This window comes from Bradyrhizobium nanningense, from assembly GCF_004114535.1.
Taxonomy (GTDB): Bacteria; Pseudomonadota; Alphaproteobacteria; order Rhizobiales; family Xanthobacteraceae; genus Bradyrhizobium; species Bradyrhizobium nanningense.
Genome location: NZ_LBJC01000007.1, coordinates 466,924 through 484,499, shown reverse-complemented (window position 1 = coordinate 484,499; position 17,576 = coordinate 466,924). Strand labels below are relative to the sequence as shown.

Here is a 17,576-nt window from a genome sequence, read left to right as displayed (position 1 = left end):
GACGATGGCCGATCTCGATATCAACGACGTCTCGATGTCATTTGTGGACCGGTCGGGCAAGGAGCTGCGCGCGCTCGATCGGATATCGCTCGCAATCGAACATAGCGAGTTCGTCTGCCTGATCGGCCACTCCGGCTGTGGCAAAAGTACGTTGCTCAACATCGTGGCTGGCCTGCTTACGCCCACCTCGGGGGCGATCCGCTGCGCTGGCGCCGTGGTTAGTGGTCCCGCCCCGGAGAGGGCGATGGTCTTTCAGAGCCATGCCTTGCTTCCCTGGATGACCTGCGTCGAAAACGTGCACCTAGCCGTTAAGCAGGCGTTTCGGGGAGCGTCCAGGTCCGAACTGATGGATCGGGCCGAACAGGCGTTGAAGCTCGTGCATTTGGAGCACGCGATCGGAAAATACCCGTTTGAAATATCTGGCGGCATGAAGCAACGGGTCGGGATCGCGCGGGCATTTGCCGTCCAGCCGAAGGTACTCTTGCTGGACGAACCATTCGGTGCGCTTGACGCATTGACGAGATCGAGCTTGCAGGACGAACTGGTGCGGATCGTCGAGACGACGAAAACAACTGTCGTCATGGTTACTCATGACATCGATGAAGCGATCTTTCTCAGCGACAGGATCGTCGCACTCTCCAACGGACCGGCTGCCCGAATTGGCCGGATCTGGAAAATCGAGACATCGCGACCGCGCGATCGACTCAAGCTGACAACTGATTTCGAGGGCATCAAGTACCGAAAGGAGATTCTCGAGTTCCTGTACAAGAAGGAGCCATTCCCGCAATTGGCCAGCTAGACGCCATCGCAGAGGTAAGCCTCGGATCACGTGACCGCGGGCCACCTATCAGGCGAGGGCATCGCGAAAATGCGCAAGTCTTCTCTCGCAAAGTCTCAGTGGGCAATGATTCAAGGTCTGACGAAACTGTCACAAACAATTCAGGAGTAGCAGATGACTGTATCTTCAAAGGCGCTGGAAAGGGGAATGATCGCACTGGCGCGATCGAGATTGACGGTCGCGGCGTCGTTAAGCTTTGCGATGATCGCGATCTATTTCGGTTTCATGGGGCTGTTCGCGTTCGCCAAGCCTGTTCTCGGCACGATGCTCGCCCCCGGTTTGTCGCTTTGCATTGTGCTCGGCCCGTTGGTCATCATCAGCTCGTTTCTTCTCTGCCTGATCTACGTGTACTGGGCAAACACGATCTTCGACCGCAACGTGAAGTCCACGCTGGAGCAAGCGTGATGCAGTCGCAGACCAGCAACATCTCCATCGCATTCTTCTTTGCGTTCATGGCCTTGACGCTCGCAATAACCTATTGGGCGGCCAAGCGGACCAAGACGACCGAGACGTTCTTTGCGGCAGGTGGTGAAATCACCGCGTGGCAAAATGGCTGGGCCCTCGCCGGAGACTTTCTTTCTGCGGCAGCGCTTCTAGGAATCGCCGGCATTGTCACTTCCAACGGCTTCGATGGCATGGTGTATTCGATCGGGTGGCTGGTCGGCTGGCCGATCATCCTATTTCTCATCGTCGAGCCACTCCGGAATGTGGGCAAATTCACCTTTGCCGATGTGGTGGCGTATCGTCTGTCGCAAAAGCCGGTTCGCTCTGCCGCCGCGATCGGAACCCTGGCCGTGATTTCGTTCTATCTCATCGCGCAGATGGTTGCGACAGGGGCTCTCATCAAGCTGCTATTCGGCATCCCGTACTCCTGGTCGGTCATCATTGTCGGGACCGCCATGCTGATCTACGTGCTCTTTGGTGGCATGCTCGCTACGACCTGGGTTCAGGTCGTCAAAGCGGCGCTCCTGATGGCAGGTGGGGCATTCCTCTGTATCCTGGTGCTTGTCCAATTTCAGATGAATCCGGTACGGCTATTCGCGGCCGCAGCTGAACGATACGGCGCGAATGTACTTCAGCCGGGTTCGCGCGTCGTTTCCGGTCAATGGGACGCGATTTCTCTTGGGCTGGGTCTCATGTTCGGTACGGCGGCGATGCCGCATATCCTCATGCGCGTCTATACGGTCAAGGACGTCAAGGCGGCGCGGCTCTCCATTCTCTATGCGACCGGCCTGATCGGAGCATTTCATCTCATGGTCTTCGTCATCGGCTTTGGCGCCATGGTGATCGTCGGACCTCAGGCGGTACTCAAAGCCGGAGGCGGCGGCAACATGGCTGCGCCCTTGCTGGCTCAAGCGGTCGGAGGCAACGCCTTCTTCGGCTTCATTTGCGCCGTAGCGTTCGCGACCATGCTTGCAGTCGTTGCTGGATTGACCCTTTCGGGGGTTGCCACCCTGTGCCATGACCTCTGGACCAACGTCATAAGAGCGGGGAAGGCGACAGAGTCCGAGCAGTTGAAGGTTGCGCGCGTCGCTACGATCATCATTGCCGTCGTCGCAGTCGTCTTGGGAATCCTGTTCGAGGGCCAGAATGTAGCCTTCATGGCGGGACTTGCATTCTCCGTAGCGTGCGCAGCAAACTTTCCTTCGCTGGTACTCGCAATCAGTTGGAAGCGTTTCACCACACAGGGGGCGGTGGCGAGCATCCTCGTCGGCACTGTTGGCTCGATTGTTCTGATCTGCTTGTCGCCGACCATTCAGGTCGACGTACTTGGGAAATCACTGGCGGACATTGCCGAAGCCTGGTGGTTTGTCCCATTGAAGAATCCAGCAATTGTGGCCATGCCGCTTTCGTTTGCGGTAGCCATTGCGGTGTCCGTTGCCACCCCTGTGATGGATGCCGACCGCACCTTCCGGGAGATGCAACGAAGGATCTTGATGGGCCCATCCGATCCGGCGCGCGCCGGGGCTGGTTCACGTGAGGAGGGATAGTTGGAGATGATTTCAGAACTAAGTGGCTGATTTCCCGGTTGGAATAAGCACCTGCCCTTGCAGGCCCGCCGCTACGGCTAATGGTTCATATGCGTCCTGAGGATGCTGGCAATCTCTTGAGACTAGTGCGAAATTCGCTGGAGTCTTCGAGGGGCAGAGCGGAGCGAATGTTCGACTGGAACGATCTGAAATTTTTTCTGGAGCTCGCAAGACAGGGCCGATTGATGCCAGCCGCTCGGCGCCTCAAGGTCGATCATACGACCGTCAGTCGGCGGATATCGGAGCTCGAGAGAGATCTTGCGATCAAGATATTCGATAGAAAACCGGATGGTTTCGTCCTGACTGAGGACGGCCACAAGCTCTACCAGGCCGCCGAGAAGATCGAAGCTGCCGCATTGGTGGTTTCCGAGGATTTCCGCTCAGCACCGACCGAACCCACCGGCCGGGTCCGGCTCACCAGTATGGAAGGCATTGCCGCTTTCTATCTAGCCGAGAAACTGGTTCAGTTCAATGAGAAGCACCCCGGTGTGCTCGTTGAGCTGGTTACCGAGAGGCATCTGATCAACCTTACGAAACGCGAGGCGGACGTCTGCGTCAGTTTCGTGCCGTTGGTAGGGCCTAAGCTGTCGGTCAAGAAAGCGGGAGAGTTCAAGCTCGGGCTGTTCGCTTCGTCGAAATACATCGTGAACAGGGGCGCCCCCGCTTCGTCGGAAGATCTAAAGCGTCATGACTTCATCGATTACGTTGACGATCTCGTGGCGATTCAGCCGGTGCAGTGGTTGCATGATGTGCTCGTTCCGGAAAACGTCGTGTTCCGCTCGACAAGTATGGCTGCGCAGCAGAACGCAATCGCCGCTGGGCGCGGTATCGGCCTCTTGCCGTTCTTTTCGGCGAAGAAGGATCCTCGCCTTGTACGTATTATGAAGGACGTCGTCGTCACGAGGTCATTGTTTGTCTCGGTGCATGAAGATATCGAATATATGGGACGGGTTCGCGCATTGGTGCGATTCCTCCATGAGATATTCAGGGCTGATAAGGCTTTCCTAAACGAGTTCGAGTGATCAACTTTGCGCAACCGGTCCTGCGGATTTTTGGTCAAGCGCTTCCCTGAGATCGGATAAGTTCGCAGCTCCATGGAGCGCTGCAATGGCTGACGATTTCACATACAAGGTTCGCGGCTTTTTCGGCCGAATTCCATCCGAGCCTCATGACCTGACGGACCGGATCACGCCAGTCCAGGCCTGCATCGTCCTGTGCCATCTCGGTGTTCTGGAGGCTTCTGCCGCCGATGATTGGAAGCTGGAAATCGGCGGGTTGGTGGAGAGACCTGTCGTTCTAACACTTCGCGAGCTCAAGAACTTTCCAAGGCACGAAGTCGTTTCAGTGCATCAATGCGCAGGAAGTCCGCTCGCGCCCAACAGGCCGACAAGGCGTGTCTGCAACGTTTCATGGGCCGGGGTTCGTCTGGACCACCTGTTGGAAATGGTCCGAGTTGAACGGACGGCGCGCTTCGTCTGGTCGCACGGCGCGGATTCTGGCGAGTTCGGCGGCATCGAGTGCGGTCACTATTTAAAAGACCTGCCGCTCTCCAGGGCGGCCCGCGATGTTCTGCTGGCTTACCAGATGAACGGCGCCGACCTGCTCCCGGAGCATGGATATCCGCTGCGCCTTGTCGTTCCGGGGTACTATGGCACGAACAGCGTCAAGTGGCTGCGCAAGATCGAGCTGCGCTCGGAACGAGCACCCGGTGTCTTCACGACCAAGTGGTACAACGATCCCGAGCCTGACGGGTCTACCCGACCAGTCTGGGGAATTGCACCCCAGTCGATCATCGTCTGGCCGAAACCCGACAACCAGTTGCGCCGCGGCGATCTGGTGCAGGTGTGGGGGTGGGCTTGGGCGGACGCGGATCTGGAGACCGTCGAGGTTAGCTCTGATGAGGGGGCGTCTTGGCAGGAATGTCGTCTGGAGCGTGCAGCTGGGTGGTCGTGGACCAAGTTCGTGTGCGAATGGTCCGTCGGCGAGGGCTGCACCGGGTTGTTGTCGCGAGCCAGATCCCGATCCGGTGAACTTCAGCCAGAAGCGCGACGGCGTAACGCCATCTATCGTGTCCCGATCTCGGTGCTTTGAAGACGTGCAACGAGCCGTGCAGATTTTCGCATTCGCGCGCATCCCGTGAGGGACTAACCTCTATTGGCCAACACCGGGAGGTAGTCTCAAATGGTTTCCACTTTGCCGCGCTTCAAGGCCGCCGCATGCCACACATCTTCAGTCTTTCTCGATGCCGCTAAGACTGCTGAAAAGGCGTGTGATCTCATCGCGGAGGCGGCGCGCAACGGCGCCTCTCTGGTGGCCTTTCCCGAGTCTTTCATTCCGGGTTTTCCGGTCTGGGCAGCCCTCCAGGCGCCCATCATGTCCCACGATTTCTTTGGAGCCTTATCGGCGCAGGCGCTTTTGCTCGATAGCCCTGAACTGACGAGAATCAGAATGGCCGCCAAGCGCCACGGTGTCGTGGTCTCGGTCGGCTTCACTGAAGGGACCGTCGCTAGCCTGGGCTGCATTTGGAATTCCAATCTCCTGGTCGGCGAAGACGGATCGATCCTCAATCATCACCGCAAGCTCGTGCCAACATTTTATGAGAAGCTGGTCTGGGCAGCCGGAGACGCACGAGGCTTACGCGTGGTCCAGACGAAGGTAGGCCGCGTAGGAATGCTGATATGTGGCGAAAACACAAATCCGCTGGCCCGCTATTCGCTGATGGCTCAAGGCGAGCAGGTGCACATCTCGACCTACCCGCCGATCTGGCCCACCCGTCCATCTCAACAGAAGGGGGGGTATGACCTGCGCAAAGCAATCGAAATACGGGCTGGCGCCCACTCATTCGAAGCGAAGTGCTTTAACATCGTTTCGTCAGCCTGCGTCGACGTCGGAATGAGGGACGCACTCGCCCAGGCAAATCCGGCGATGCTGGATCTGATCGAAGGGACGCCTCATGCTGTCTCTATGATCCTCGATCCAGCCGGACAGGTCATTAGCGAGGTGCTTTCCGAGAGCGAAGGCATCGCTTATGCCGACATCGACGTCGCTCGTTGTGTCGAGCCGAAGCAATTTCATGACGTCGTCGGTTATTACAACCGGTTCGACGTGTTCTCGCTCACCGTGGACAGGTCGCAGCGCGATCCGGCGGTGTTCGTTGAGGTCGAAGGACACGAGTTGGTGGACAGGTCGGGACAGGCTAAGCGTCGCGAGATGCCGGAGCCGCAAGCCAGCGAATTCGAGCGTCTGGTTGCGAACTGATTCACTTCGAAGGGACGGATGGGCACGTCTTCGGCGAAGTTCGACAACTTTGAGCTGTGAACAATGCGCATCAGGTCCACAATGGCCCGATGCAGAGGGTCGTTGAGCGACCACGACCCTCTGCAGACGCGCATCAGCTCATCGTCGGCATCACAAACTCGGCGCCCGCCCGAATACCGGTCGGCCACCGCGTCGTGATCGTCTTCAGCTTGGTGTAGAACCGGACTCCCTCGGGGCCGTGCATGTGGTGATCGCCAAACAGGGACGCCTTCCAGCCACCGAAGGAGTGGAACGCCATCGGGACCGGAATTGGAACGTTGATGCCGATCATGCCGACCTGGATCTGATGGGCGAATTCCCGGGCCGCATCGCCATCCCTGGTGAAGATGGCGGTACCATTGCCGAACTCATGCTTGTTGATCATATCGGCGGCGTCATCGTACGATTTGGCGCGCGCGACCGCGAGCACAGGTCCAAAGATCTCCTCCCGGTAGATCTTCATGTCGGTCGTTACCCGATCGAACAGTGTGCCGCCGAGGAAATACCCTTTCTCGTAGCCCTGGCGCCGGAAGTCGCGCCCGTCGACGATCAGTTTGGCGCCTTCACCGACGCCAGCATCGATGTAGCTGCGGACCTTGTCGAGATGCTGCTTCGTGACCAACGGACCCATCTCGGCTTCGGGATCGGTGCCCGGGCCGATATTGAGAGCCCGAACCTTAGGCGCCAGCTTCTCGATCAACCGGTCCGCCGTGGTCTCTCCAATCGGGACCGCCACCGAGATCGCCATGCAGCGTTCGCCGGCGGAGCCGTAAGCCGCGCCCATCAACGCGTCGACCGCCTGATCCATGTCGGCATCAGGCATGACGATCATATGGTTCTTGGCGCCTCCGAGCGCCTGGCATCGCTTGCCGTGGCGCGTGGCGGTCTCATAGATATAGCGGGCAATCGGGGTCGAGCCGACGAAGCTGACAGCGACGATGTCCGGGTCGGTCAAGATGGCATCGACGGCCTCCTTGTCACCATGCACGACATTGAAGACGCCGTCGGGCAATCCGGCCTCTTTGAGCCACCGCGCAAGGACGAGCGATGCGGACGGGTCCCTCTCGGACGGCTTCAGGACGAATGTGTTGCCGCAGGCGAGGGCAACCGGGAACATCCACATGGGCACCATCGCCGGGAAGTTGAACGGCGTGATTCCGGCCACGACGCCAAGCGGCTGCCGCAGCGAGTGGCTGTCAACGCGGGTACCGACGTTCTCTGTGATCTCTCCCTTGAGAAGTTGCGGTGCAGCGGTCGCGAACTCGACGACTTCCATGCCGCGCTGGATTTCGCCCTTGGCATCCGAGAGCACTTTCCCGTGCTCCGCCGTGATCACCGCGGCGAGCTCGTCGATCCGATCTTCGAGGATCCGCAGGAAGCGGTTGAGGATACGAGCGCGGCGGAGAGGAGTAGTATTGGCCCAGGCGGGAAACGCCTTTCTCGCTGCCGCGACCGCCGATTGGACCTCCCGTGTCGTTGCCAATCCGAGCGTTCCCGATTGCTCGCCGGTCGCGGGATTGTAGACCGGCGAGGTACGACTGCTCCGGCTCGGCACCAGCTCGCCGTCGATGAAATTCGGAATAGTTGCGGTCATAGGGCTTCTCTCCTCCAAACGAAGCTTGATCCACCCGATATGAAGCGCATAAAATTGCGCATCAACGCCCGATTTCGCGGCTCCGTTGTGCAGAAAGTGTAGTCGATGGATTGGGAGCGGGTTCGCATATTCCTTGAGGTCGCGCGCGCGGGGCAGATTCTGAAGGCCTCGAAACATCTGCGCCTGAATCATGCCACGGTGGCTCGCCAGCTCACAGCATTAGAGCGCAGCCTCGACGCCAAGCTGCTCGAACGGCACACTTCAGGGTGTACGCTTACGGCGGCAGGCGAGGCATTGGTCGCGGCCGCGGAGCGTGCAGAAAGCGAATTTCTGAAAGTTGGCTCAAGCATTGGAGGGCCGACCGAGGCGATCACCGGCACTGTACGCGTCGGGGCACCAGACGGCCTGGGCAATTACTTCCTGGCTGACCGACTTGGGTCGCTGGCGGCAAGACATCCTGGCCTTGTTATTCAACTCGTGCCACTGCCACGAACTTTCTCGCTGTCGCGCCGCGAGGCCGATATCGCGATTACGCTGGATCGGCCGAAGCAGGGCCGATTGGTCTTGTCAAAGCTAACCAACTACACTCTCAGTGTTTACGCGGCAGCGAGTTATCTGGCGCGCGAGGGACCTATAGACGATCAGGCCGATCTCGCCGGCCGTCTATTTGTCACGCATGTCGAGGATTTCGTTTACAGCCGGGCCCTAGACTATGCGTCGGTCTTAGGCCGGCTCATGTCCCGGCGCTACGAATGCGGGAGCGTCATCGCTCAAATGGAGGCGGTCCGGGGCGGGCATGGTATCGGAATTCTGCATGACTACGCTGCCCTCCGCTATCCTGAGCTGAAGCGCCTACTGCCTGACATACGTTTTGTTCGGAACTACTGGCTGACCTCGCATCCCGACACGCATGAGACGCGTCGAGTACAGGAGGTCCATCGATTCATCACGACCGCCGCGAAAGCGGCGAGGTCATCTTTTGAGGCCGACTAGCGGCATTAACCACCGCGGCGGTTACGGACATGTTTGCCGATGAAATTGACCCGGCGCATTCGATCAATGCTCGCAACGCGGACGAAACGAATGCATCTTTGCGATGGACGAACAGTGTGGTGGCTCTGCCCGTTCCATTCGGCAGCGGATGAATTCGAATCAAGCCCTGGCGCGCAGCCGGTTCGGCAACCACCTGTGGGATCAGCGAAAGCCCGACCGAAGCAGCGACACATCCGATGATCCCATCGAGCGTTCCCATTTCCATCCAGCGCAGATCGACGAAACCGCCGTGCGCAAGATATTCCGACAAACGCTGTCGATAGGAGCAACCTGCACGGAAAACGATCACCTTTCGGCCGCTTCCGGTTGCCAGAAACTTGTTGATGTGCTCGGGGGAGGTGACCATCGGCGGCGTGATCAGGACCAGCTCCTCCTCCACAATCGGCTTGGAAGTCAGTTCGCTGTGCGTCACCGGCGCCGAGACGAACGCGCCATCGAGCTTCCGCGACAGTACGGCATCGACCAGACTTGCCGTTGGTCCTGTTTCGATCTGAACGTCCACGTCCGGATAGGCGATTGCGTAATGCGTCAGCAAGGGCGGCAGGCGCAAGGCCGCTGTCGTTTCCATCGAACCGATCCGTAACTCGCCGCTGGGAGACGCCTCGTCCTTTACGGCGCGTTGGGCTTCCGCCAGCAGCTCGCCGATCCGCTTGGCGTAGGGAAGCAGCCTGCTTCCCATCGAGGTGAGCGTCACCCCTTTCTTGGACCGATGAAAGAGCTGGACACCGAGTTGGTCCTCCAGCGCTCGAATTCGCTGCGTGACGTTGGATTGCACTGTGTGGAGATCGTTGGCCGCCCGGCCGATTCCGCCCGCTATAGCCACGGCGGCAAAGAAGTTGAGGTCGTTGCTGTCCATTGAGGTCATCTCCCAAAGTGATCATATAGATCAAAAATAATCACTTTTCCGTTGTCAATAGCCAATCTAGCCTTCCCGCGTCGAAAGGCGGATTGCCTGAGGGGAGGAAAAAAGATGTCTATCAAGACGAGACTGACTGAACTTTTTGGACTTGAGCATCCGATTGTGCTTGCGCCGATGGATCCGGCATCTGGCGGCGAACTCGCGTCAGCTGTGTCCGCCGCTGGCGCTCTTGGTCTGCTCGGCGGGGGCTACGCAAATCGGGCTTGGTTCCAAGAGCAATCGGCCAAGGTCACCCGCCCCGACGTAGGATGTGGGTTCATAACTTGGGCGCTGGCGAACGATCCGGGTCTGCTTGATCTTGCCCTGCAGCGGCATAGCAGAGCAATCATGCTGTCGTTCTCGGATCCTGCCCCCTTCGCGCCAAAGGTAAAGCAGGCCGGCATTCCACTGATCTGCCAAGTGCAGACCCTTGAGCATGTAAAGCGCGCAATCGACGTTGGTGCTGATGTCATAGTCGCGCAAGGCACCGAGGCGGGCGGTCACGGGCTGACGGCGCGCTCCACGATGCCGTTCGTTCCTGCGGCTGCCGATCTGATCGCACAGCGAGCGCCCCGGGTTCTCTTGCTTGCCGCCGGCGGCATTGCGGACGGCCGCGGCCTCGCCGCGGCGCTCATGCTCGGCGCTGACGGCGTGCTGATGGGAACGCGTTTCTGGGCTACACAGGAATCCGTCATCCACCGTAATGCCAAGGAAAAGGTCGTCACCGCCACGGGCGATGAAACAATCCGCACCCGTGTCTACGATGTCGTCCGCAAGAAGGCCTGGCCCTCCGAATATACCGGCCGTCTGATGAAAAATGGCTTCATCGAACAGTGGCATGGTCGTGAAGATGAGCTGCGCACCCTTCAGGAAGCCGAGTTGCAGCGGGTGGAGCAAGCCTGGACATCGGGCGACTACGACACGGCCAACGTCACTGTCGGAGAGGGCATCGGCCTCATTAACGACATCCCAACTGCCGGCGAACTCGTGAAGCGCATTTCGGTCGAAGCGAGCGCCTGTCTTTCGCGGTACGCTGCTACGCGGAGTTCGATCGCAGCCTGAGCGGCTTCCCGCACCTTTTACATATTGCCGGGCGAAATCCAGCGCGTGCGCCATGGCGCACGCGCTTGGGAGAACGCGTGCCCTCAAGAGCGAAAGAGAGATGTTGATGAACGAACCGAGATTGGACGCCCAGGCTCCAGGAATATGGACTGTCGTACTTGCCTCAAGTGCAGGTACGATTATCGAGTGGTACGACTTCTATCTGTACGGCAGCCTCGCCGTCTTTTTTTCGACACTCTTCTACCCGGCCAATGATCCGACCGCGGCGGTCCTGATCAGCGTCGCGACCTTTGCTACGGGATTCGTTATTCGTCCCTTCGGCGCTATCGTCTTTGGCAGTCTCGGCGACCGGCTAGGACGGAAACACACGTTCCTGCTCACCCTGGTCCTGATGGGCATTTCGACCACCTTGGTCGGATTCCTGCCGACATACTCAAGCATCGGATTCGCAGCTCCCGTCGCCCTTGTGCTGCTGCGCCTGGTCCAAGGGTTGGCCATCGGCGGAGAGTACGGCGGCGCAGCCGTTTATGTGGCGGAACATGCTCCGGAGAACCGTCGCGGCTTCTTCACGAGTTTCATACAAACCACCGCGACCGTCGGCTTCTTTGTAGCCATCCTCGTCGTGCTCGCGTGTCGCTTGTCCCTCGGCGAAGAGGCATTTCGCGCGTGGGGATGGCGCATTCCGTTCCTCTTGTCGGCCGTTCTCGTCATCCTTTCGATCTATCTTCGCTTGAAGCTCAGCGAGTCACCCGTTTTCGAGCAGATGCGTCAAGCCGGGAAAGTCTCCCGTGCGCCCGTGCGCGAAAGCTTCGGCAGCGGGCAGGGGCTTCGATACGCCCTGTACGCCCTCTTTGGCGCAACGGCCGGGCTTGGTTGCGTATGGTACACCGGGCAGTTCTACGCGCTGTACTTTTTGCAGAGCATTCTGAAGGTGGACTTTCTCACGGCCAACATTTGCGTCGCTGTGGCGCTGGCTATCGGGACGCCATTGATCGTGGTGAGTGGCGCTCTTTCTGATCGCATCGGGCGTCGCCCGTTGATCGTAACGGGACTCCTGCTCGCTGCTGCTCTCTATGTGCCGATCTACATGGGAATGGCCGCGGCGACAGCAGTTCAAAACTATGTTGCTGTCACAGCCCTCATCCTGGCACAGCTCATCTTCGTCGCCCTGGTCTATGGGCCGAATGCCGCTTTCCTCGTCGAGCTTTTTCCGGCGCGTCTGCGGTATACTTCGCTCTCGCTTCCCTATCACATCGGGACGGGCATATTCGGAGGCTTCGTTCCGTTGATCAGCCTCTCTCTCGTGAGCTACACGGGTAACATCTATTCTGGCCTGGTCTACCCGATTGGGATATCCGTCTTGACTGCGGCCGTTAACATCTTGTGCCTACCAAAAACTGCGGCAGCCGTGATGCCGCTCGAACTGGAATCAGCGCCTGCAGCGGAGCGAAATCTCGCATGAAAAACGAGGTTAGCGCCTCTGACGCCGGCATTCGTGCAATACCCTTTGCACAGATACTCGTCTCGATCTCGGCTTGATGTGGTAGAGATGCGTCTCTCCCTAGACTTGTCGCCATGCATGCTGCGACGCATTCCCCGCTGCGCATAGCAGCGGGGTTTTCTTTCGGCAGAGGCAATTTTAGGCGGCGCGCCTTGATACCGACTTTGATCTGAGCAGATCGAATAGCGCCTTCATGGCGCTCGACACGTAGGCGTCATCTCGACGGACGAATACCGTTTCTACCATTGCCCGCGAAGGGGGCAGCTTATGCACGGCGATTTTGCCGTCCTTAAGGGCAGGAGCAATGACGCCCCTTGGCAGCAGAGTGACGCCAAGGCCAGCGGCAACACAAGTGATGATCGCATCGAGAGATCCGAACTCGAGTGGCTGGGCCACCGCAATGCCCATTTCGGCCAAAATGGACTCGAGCTTCTGACGGTAGGAACAGCCGATCTGAAAGACGATCGTCTTCAGATCATTGATTGCAGTCAGTTGCTTGGGCGAGCGGATGGAAACCGCCGTCACCAGTACAAGTTCTTCTCGAAAGAACGTCTCATGCTGCAAATCGGGATGGCTAACCGGGCCAGCGACGAACGCTCCGTCGAGACGATACTCGAGCACGTCACTCAACAATCTTCCCGTTGTACCCGTCGTGATCGCCAGCCGAACTTCAGGATACGCCTTCGCAAACTCCACCAGCACGGGAGAAAGTCGCAGGGCCGTCGTCGTCTCCAGGCTCCCGATCATCAGCGATCCGCTCGGCTCCCCGTCATCTCGGGCGGCGGATTGTGCGTCTGCAACAAGCTTTGCAATGCGGGCCACGTAGGGAAGTATCCTGCGGCCGGCGGGGGTTGGTGTGGCCCCGCGGGCGTGGCGTTGCAACAGGGGTACGCCGATTTCTTCTTCCAGCACGCGGATGCGGGCGGTCACGTTCGACTGGACCGTGTGCAGTTCGGACGCCGCGCGGCTCATGCTTCCGAGCCGCGATACGGCCTCGAGCACCTTGAGGTCGGAAATATCCATGCGAAACCTTCTATACGACGACAGGAATATATCTCTAGACGAGATAGCTACTATCTCATGTAATCATTTTTTGTAATTCCGGAGAAGGAGTATTTTGCGGCAACTGGGTTTTTGAGAGGACGCGTCATTCCGATGGACCGCCAGGACACTGTGTCAATATGGGCACCAGCGTCGCGGATGTGGCCCGCAGTTTCAGCCGGCCTATGCGCAACGCTGGTTGGAATAGGGCTCGCACGTTTCGCTTACACGCCACTGCTCCCTGCCGTAGTCGGAGCGCATTGGTTCGGCGCCTCTGCCGCTGCCTACATCGGGGCAGCGAACCTTGCCGGCTATCTGGCCGGTGCCTTGGTGGCGCATCCCATGCTCAAGTTCAGTTCGGCGGCTTCTTTGATACGTATGATGATGCTGCTCGCGTCGGCCGCTTTCATCGCCTGCGCGTTCCCGGTCTCGTTCGCCTGGTTTTTTACCTGGCGCCTTGCTTCGGGTTTTGCGGGCGGTGTCCTTATGGTCCTGGCGGCGCCGACCGTTCTTTCACACGTGGCGCCCTCGCGGCGTGGCCTTGCCGGCGGCATCATCTTCACCGGCGTGGGCATTGCCGCGTCTGGCACTCTCGTGCCGCTGCTGCTCGATCGTGGTTTAAAGCAAGCGTGGATGGGCCTCGGAGTTCTAGCACTCGTGTTGACCGTGGTGGCATGGCGCGGATGGCCCACGGCGCCGCCACCAACGCTTCCAATCCGCACCCGCGCCCCCCGAAGAGCACTTCCCCTATGGATTCTCTATATCGAGTACGGCCTTAACGCAGTGGGGCTCGTTCCCCACATGCTGTTTCTAGTCGACTTCGTGGCGCGCGGCCTTGGGCAGGGTGTGCAGGCTGGTGCACACTATTGGGTCCTCTTCGGTGCCGGTGCGATCGTCGGACCTTTGCTGACTGGCCAACTGGCCGACCGGATCGGGCCACGCAGCGCGTTGCTCATCGCCTACGCTCTCCAGGCCTTTGCGGTCGGATTACCAGCGCTGTATCTGGGAACAGTTTCTCTCGCGTTCTCGAGCCTGGTCATGGGAGCATTCACGCCGGGTATCGTGATCTTGGTGCTTGGACGTGTTCACGAACTGGTGCCGCACGATCATGGCTCCCAGAAAGTCGCTTGGAGCGTGGCGACCACCAGCTTTGCTGTCATGCAAGCGCTGGCGGCATTCGGGTTGTCTTTTGTCTTTCAGAACAGCGGAGGGAGCTATCGTCTGTTGTTCCTCATCGCCGTTTGCGCCCTCGCACTCGCGTTCATGATCGAATCCGGAGTCGGAACTTTCACTTCCGCACGGAGAGCAGAATCTCGCGACGGGCCCACACGAGGCTAACCCACCCAAGGTGCCGGGGCGCTTTGAAATTGGCTCTTGGCGTGCGGCACGGACAATAACTCAGGGCAAGGCTGCAATCATCTCGATCTCAACCTTCGCTCCCAGTGGCAGCGAGGCGACGCCTATCGTTGTGCGTGCCGGATAGGGCTTCGAGAAGTGCTTGGCGTAGACCGAGTTCATGGCGGCAAAGTCTTGCATGTCCGTCAAGAAGACATTGCATTTGACGACATTGTCGAAGGAAAGACTTGCCGCTTCCAGCGCCGCTCCTAGGTTGCGGAAGCACTGATGCACCTGGGCCTCTATGTCACCGTCGACCAATCGGCCAGTAGCGCCATCGATTGGAGTCTGACCGGAAAGATAGACGAAGCCGTTTATCAGCACCCCATGGGAGTAGGGTCCGACTGCTGCGGCGCCTGGAGCATTGATTGCTCCCCTGCTCATTGTTGCCTTCTCCTTGTTCGTCCGTCGCAAGCGAGAGCCCGTTGAAAATGGCTCAGTACGGTCGCGAAGCGGAAGTTCATGACGCATCGATGGGGAGCCCATCGGTCTGAGCGCCAACGAGGGCGACTAGCTTCCTGTTGACTGTGCCTTCAAGTTGCACGACGAGCAAATAATAACGTTGTTCCCAGTCCGCACATGACGGCGCCCGACGCTTGTCGTGTCCTGGCAATGAATGATGGTCGCTTTGCAAGTCCCGCTCTTGCTTTTGCAGCCCAATAGGTCACGACCAAGTCGACACTTGTGTTCAGTGCAACCGAGACGAGCCCAAGTACGATAAACTGCTCGGCGACGTGCGCGGTCGGATCTACGAATTGCGGGATAAACGCGAGAAAGAATGCCGCCGTCTTCGGGTTGAGCGCCTCGACCAGGATGCCTTCGCGAAAGGCACGATACGCCCCTGTCGTTTGAACCGCTGTTGGTTCCACGATGCGGGCTTCGCGCCATGTCTTGATGCCGAGCCAGATGAGATAGAGGGCTCCCGCGATCTTCAGGAAGGTGAATGCCTCAGTGCTTGCCATCACAAGCGCAGATAAGCCGATAGCGCCTGCGAGAACGTGAACGAGCCCGCCGAGACCGAGGCCCACGCTAGATGCCAGTCCTTCCGAGCGCCCGCCGGCAAGCGTTCGCGCTACGATGTAGAAGATGCCTGGCCCCGGCGTGATCGCGACAACGAGGGCTGCTGCCAAGAACAGAAGCGAGCTTTGAAAGCTGAACATCGTATACCTGTGACTGTGCTAGGTCGAGGATCTCTCGCCTTTGCTCTGAACCGGAATGAGCAGTCCCACTTCTCTATCACGCGGATCCTCGCTCGCTGTAAGGCCAGCGGAAACGCGGGTGCGGTCAGCTTCGGGACGGTTCTGACTCATCTTGCGTTTGCCCTCGAACCGGGTGACGGGAATGCGCAGCCCAACGATCCCGCGCAATTGTGCGGCAACGAAATCGGCAGGAGCTTCGTCAACGGTCCAGGGCTTTGCGCGCGGCGCCTCGTGCATATTTGTAAGGCGCTTGACAACCTCAAGCAAGCGTCCGGGATCGTGAAAGAATTCGACCGGGCCATAGGCGTGGACGGCGATGTAATTCCATGTCGGTACTACCTTGCCGGTTTCTTGCTTGGTGGCGTACCAGGAGGGCGTCACATAGGCTTCCGGCCCCATGAAGATTGCGAGGGCTTCGCCGATCGGGGGCGAATTCCACTGTGGGTTTGCCCTTGCGACATGGCCGTACAGAACGCCGCGCTCGCCTTCGGTCTCATCAAGAAAGAGCGGCAGCGGCGTCGCGAGTGGCCCATCTGAGGTAGCGGTGACGAGGTTGGCCAGCCGGGCGGAGCGGATGTTTGCCCGGATGTTGTCAAGGTCATCGTCTCTGAACGCGGGAGGTACATACAAGGCAGTTCTCCGTTCTGACGTGGTTTAGATTGGATGACGCGACCGAGGCGATCGATTAGCCTGAAGCTTGCCCATTGTCCCAAAGTCCTGTCATGCTCGTGAAGGGCGAGAATTCGACGTCAGGCCCAGATCGAATCGACGCACTTTGCGCGAAGTATCCATGCTCGATACATAGGCGCCAGGCCCGCTGGGCACCAGAGTACGAGGCAACCCGCGGATCGTTCCAAAGAATTTCAACGCGTCCCTGAATGTGCACCAAATCGCCGGTCAGAAAATCGATGAAGAGCAAAGCGGCATATGGATGGACTGAAAAGTTGCCCAGCGTGTTGTAATAGAGGTTGCCAGAAAAGTCTGGCACGGTGATCTCGCGATCGGTGGCATGGACGAAACCGGGCCGGCCGCCACGATGAGATATATCGCAGTCATAGGTGCCGGGCTCTCCATCGTATGCGGGAGTGCAGGACGCCACGAAAAATGTGTCCGCGTTTTGAATGACGCGCTTAATCGGCTTGTCGAGCTGCTTGAATTCCAATCTCCGTCTTTTGTCAGAGCAGAGCTTATTCGAGGTTATGTTTTGGCGAACCTGAATATACTTCGGGCAATTGCCGAAGCTTTGATGCACAAGCAGCTCAAAGCCCTCGGCGTCGGCGCTTACAACTCGTCCGTTGAGCCTATTTCGCCGTCGGTTGGTCAGGTCTAGGCCTAGCAATCCCAAATTTGTGCCAACCACGAGATTTTTACTCAAAGGATCGTCTTTAGACCGTTCGGCCCTCACCAGCAGGCGTGCCGGATCTGGCGACGACATGAACCCCCTCGGTCCGACCAAGATCGATGCGCTCGGCTGGCCGTCCCGATCGGCCGATCCAACAAAGACATAGGTCAGGTTCGCGAAAAACTCCCGATGCTGCTCGGGCATCTCCTTTCGTATTGCAACCTGCGCACGCTTCCGGACGCCGTCGCCGACACCCGCCCGTTGCTGGACCTCGAGCTCACCTGGGTGAAACGGAGACGAACTGCGTTCCGATATCATGATTTGCC

17 protein-coding genes are annotated in these 17,576 nt (G+C 58.9%); 10 read left to right on the top strand and 7 right to left on the bottom strand.

What is annotated here, in order from left to right; all coding sequences use genetic code 11:
* Positions 1-4 precede the first annotated feature (4 nt).
* The 6 genes from XH84_RS06180 to XH84_RS06155 all read left to right on the top strand — a co-directional run bounded on the left by XH84_RS06180 (position 5) and on the right by XH84_RS06155 (position 6,126).
* Complete coding sequence (locus XH84_RS06180; protein WP_128948058.1) at positions 5-799, top strand: ABC transporter ATP-binding protein; 795 nt, start codon at positions 5-7, stop codon at positions 797-799.
* A 186-nt stretch (positions 800-985) separates the two neighbouring features.
* A complete protein-coding gene (locus XH84_RS06175; RefSeq protein ID WP_245471613.1) occupies positions 986-1,243 on the top strand; it encodes a DUF485 domain-containing protein in 258 nt (85 codons plus the stop codon).
* Positions 1,243-2,829 (top strand): sodium:solute symporter family transporter, encoded by a 1,587-nt coding sequence (locus tag XH84_RS06170; RefSeq protein WP_128948056.1) that lies wholly within the window; start codon positions 1,243-1,245, stop codon positions 2,827-2,829. The genes XH84_RS06175 and XH84_RS06170 overlap by 1 nt, the downstream gene beginning before the upstream one ends.
* 167 nt (positions 2,830-2,996) lie before the next feature.
* Positions 2,997-3,890 (top strand): LysR family transcriptional regulator, encoded by an 894-nt coding sequence (locus XH84_RS06165; protein ID WP_128948055.1) that lies wholly within the window; start codon positions 2,997-2,999, stop codon positions 3,888-3,890.
* Positions 3,891-3,975: 85 nt separating this feature from the next.
* Positions 3,976-4,959, top strand: a complete 984-nt coding sequence (locus XH84_RS06160; RefSeq protein ID WP_128948054.1) for a molybdopterin-dependent oxidoreductase — start codon at positions 3,976-3,978, stop codon at positions 4,957-4,959.
* Between the two features lie 90 nt (positions 4,960-5,049).
* Positions 5,050-6,126 (top strand): carbon-nitrogen hydrolase family protein, encoded by a 1,077-nt coding sequence (locus XH84_RS06155; protein WP_128948053.1) that lies wholly within the window; start codon positions 5,050-5,052, stop codon positions 6,124-6,126.
* A 133-nt stretch (positions 6,127-6,259) separates the two neighbouring features.
* Here XH84_RS06155 and XH84_RS06150 read toward each other — a convergent pair whose 3' ends face one another.
* Positions 6,260-7,759, bottom strand: a complete 1,500-nt coding sequence (locus XH84_RS06150) for a CoA-acylating methylmalonate-semialdehyde dehydrogenase (RefSeq protein WP_128948052.1) — start codon at positions 7,757-7,759, stop codon at positions 6,260-6,262.
* Positions 7,760-7,864: 105 nt separating this feature from the next.
* On the opposite strand from XH84_RS06150, the gene XH84_RS06145 reads away from it, so the two are divergent.
* Complete coding sequence (locus tag XH84_RS06145; protein WP_128948051.1) at positions 7,865-8,752, top strand: LysR family transcriptional regulator; 888 nt, start codon at positions 7,865-7,867, stop codon at positions 8,750-8,752.
* Here the strand turns inward: XH84_RS06145 and XH84_RS06140 are convergent.
* Entirely contained in the window at positions 8,706-9,668 is a 963-nt protein-coding gene (locus tag XH84_RS06140; RefSeq protein ID WP_128948050.1) for a LysR family transcriptional regulator, read from the bottom strand. The two genes, XH84_RS06145 and XH84_RS06140, sit on opposite strands and share 47 nt — an antisense overlap.
* Positions 9,669-9,782: 114 nt before the next feature.
* On the opposite strand from XH84_RS06140, the gene XH84_RS06135 reads away from it, so the two are divergent.
* Positions 9,783-10,772 carry an NAD(P)H-dependent flavin oxidoreductase gene (locus tag XH84_RS06135; protein WP_128948049.1) on the top strand — a complete coding sequence of 330 codons (990 nt, stop codon included), beginning with the start codon at positions 9,783-9,785 and terminating at the stop codon, positions 10,770-10,772.
* Between the two features lie 106 nt (positions 10,773-10,878).
* Positions 10,879-12,234, top strand: coding sequence for an MFS transporter (locus tag XH84_RS06130; protein ID WP_245471612.1), 1,356 nt, complete (start codon positions 10,879-10,881; stop codon positions 12,232-12,234).
* A 177-nt stretch (positions 12,235-12,411) separates the two neighbouring features.
* Here XH84_RS06130 and XH84_RS06125 read toward each other — a convergent pair whose 3' ends face one another.
* Positions 12,412-13,296 (bottom strand): LysR family transcriptional regulator, encoded by an 885-nt coding sequence (locus XH84_RS06125; RefSeq protein WP_128948047.1) that lies wholly within the window; start codon positions 13,294-13,296, stop codon positions 12,412-12,414.
* Positions 13,297-13,428: 132 nt separating this feature from the next.
* Between XH84_RS06125 and XH84_RS06120 the strand changes: the two genes are divergently transcribed.
* Positions 13,429-14,652, top strand: coding sequence for a YbfB/YjiJ family MFS transporter (locus XH84_RS06120; protein WP_128948046.1), 1,224 nt, complete (start codon positions 13,429-13,431; stop codon positions 14,650-14,652).
* 60 nt (positions 14,653-14,712) lie between these two features.
* Here XH84_RS06120 and XH84_RS06115 read toward each other — a convergent pair whose 3' ends face one another.
* The 4 genes from XH84_RS06115 to XH84_RS06100 all read right to left on the bottom strand — a co-directional run bounded on the left by XH84_RS06115 (position 14,713) and on the right by XH84_RS06100 (position 17,568).
* Positions 14,713-15,093 (bottom strand): RidA family protein, encoded by a 381-nt coding sequence (locus XH84_RS06115; RefSeq protein ID WP_128948045.1) that lies wholly within the window; start codon positions 15,091-15,093, stop codon positions 14,713-14,715.
* A gap of 149 nt (positions 15,094-15,242) precedes the next feature.
* The gene (locus XH84_RS06110; protein ID WP_128948044.1) at positions 15,243-15,869 is read right to left on the bottom strand and encodes a LysE family translocator; all 627 of its coding nucleotides are present in this window, start codon (positions 15,867-15,869) and stop codon (positions 15,243-15,245) included.
* Between the two features lie 18 nt (positions 15,870-15,887).
* Positions 15,888-16,538, bottom strand: coding sequence for an FMN-binding negative transcriptional regulator (locus XH84_RS06105; protein WP_128948043.1), 651 nt, complete (start codon positions 16,536-16,538; stop codon positions 15,888-15,890).
* Between the two features lie 55 nt (positions 16,539-16,593).
* The gene (locus tag XH84_RS06100) at positions 16,594-17,568 is read right to left on the bottom strand and encodes a pyridoxamine 5'-phosphate oxidase family protein (protein WP_208757049.1); all 975 of its coding nucleotides are present in this window, start codon (positions 17,566-17,568) and stop codon (positions 16,594-16,596) included.
* Positions 17,569-17,576 lie beyond the last annotated feature (8 nt).

Bases quoted from the DNA above. Each gene is read 5' to 3' on its own strand.
- XH84_RS06180 (WP_128948058.1), top strand. From the start codon at position 5: ATGGCCGATCTCGATATCAACGACGTCTCGATGTCATTTGTGGACCGG.
- XH84_RS06175 (WP_245471613.1), top strand. From the start codon at position 986: ATGATCGCACTGGCGCGATCGAGATTGACGGTCGCGGCGTCGTTAAGC.
- XH84_RS06170 (WP_128948056.1), top strand. From the start codon at position 1,243: ATGCAGTCGCAGACCAGCAACATCTCCATCGCATTCTTCTTTGCGTTC.
- XH84_RS06165 (WP_128948055.1), top strand. From the start codon at position 2,997: ATGTTCGACTGGAACGATCTGAAATTTTTTCTGGAGCTCGCAAGACAG.
- XH84_RS06160 (WP_128948054.1), top strand. From the start codon at position 3,976: ATGGCTGACGATTTCACATACAAGGTTCGCGGCTTTTTCGGCCGAATT.
- XH84_RS06155 (WP_128948053.1), top strand. From the start codon at position 5,050: ATGGTTTCCACTTTGCCGCGCTTCAAGGCCGCCGCATGCCACACATCT.
- XH84_RS06150 (WP_128948052.1), bottom strand. From the start codon at position 7,759: ATGACCGCAACTATTCCGAATTTCATCGACGGCGAGCTGGTGCCGAGC.
- XH84_RS06145 (WP_128948051.1), top strand. From the start codon at position 7,865: ATGGATTGGGAGCGGGTTCGCATATTCCTTGAGGTCGCGCGCGCGGGG.
- XH84_RS06140 (WP_128948050.1), bottom strand. From the start codon at position 9,668: ATGGACAGCAACGACCTCAACTTCTTTGCCGCCGTGGCTATAGCGGGC.
- XH84_RS06135 (WP_128948049.1), top strand. From the start codon at position 9,783: ATGTCTATCAAGACGAGACTGACTGAACTTTTTGGACTTGAGCATCCG.
- XH84_RS06130 (WP_245471612.1), top strand. From the start codon at position 10,879: ATGAACGAACCGAGATTGGACGCCCAGGCTCCAGGAATATGGACTGTC.
- XH84_RS06125 (WP_128948047.1), bottom strand. From the start codon at position 13,296: ATGGATATTTCCGACCTCAAGGTGCTCGAGGCCGTATCGCGGCTCGGA.
- XH84_RS06120 (WP_128948046.1), top strand. From the start codon at position 13,429: ATGGACCGCCAGGACACTGTGTCAATATGGGCACCAGCGTCGCGGATG.
- XH84_RS06115 (WP_128948045.1), bottom strand. From the start codon at position 15,093: ATGAGCAGGGGAGCAATCAATGCTCCAGGCGCCGCAGCAGTCGGACCC.
- XH84_RS06110 (WP_128948044.1), bottom strand. From the start codon at position 15,869: ATGTTCAGCTTTCAAAGCTCGCTTCTGTTCTTGGCAGCAGCCCTCGTT.
- XH84_RS06100 (WP_208757049.1), bottom strand. From the start codon at position 17,568: ATGATATCGGAACGCAGTTCGTCTCCGTTTCACCCAGGTGAGCTCGAG.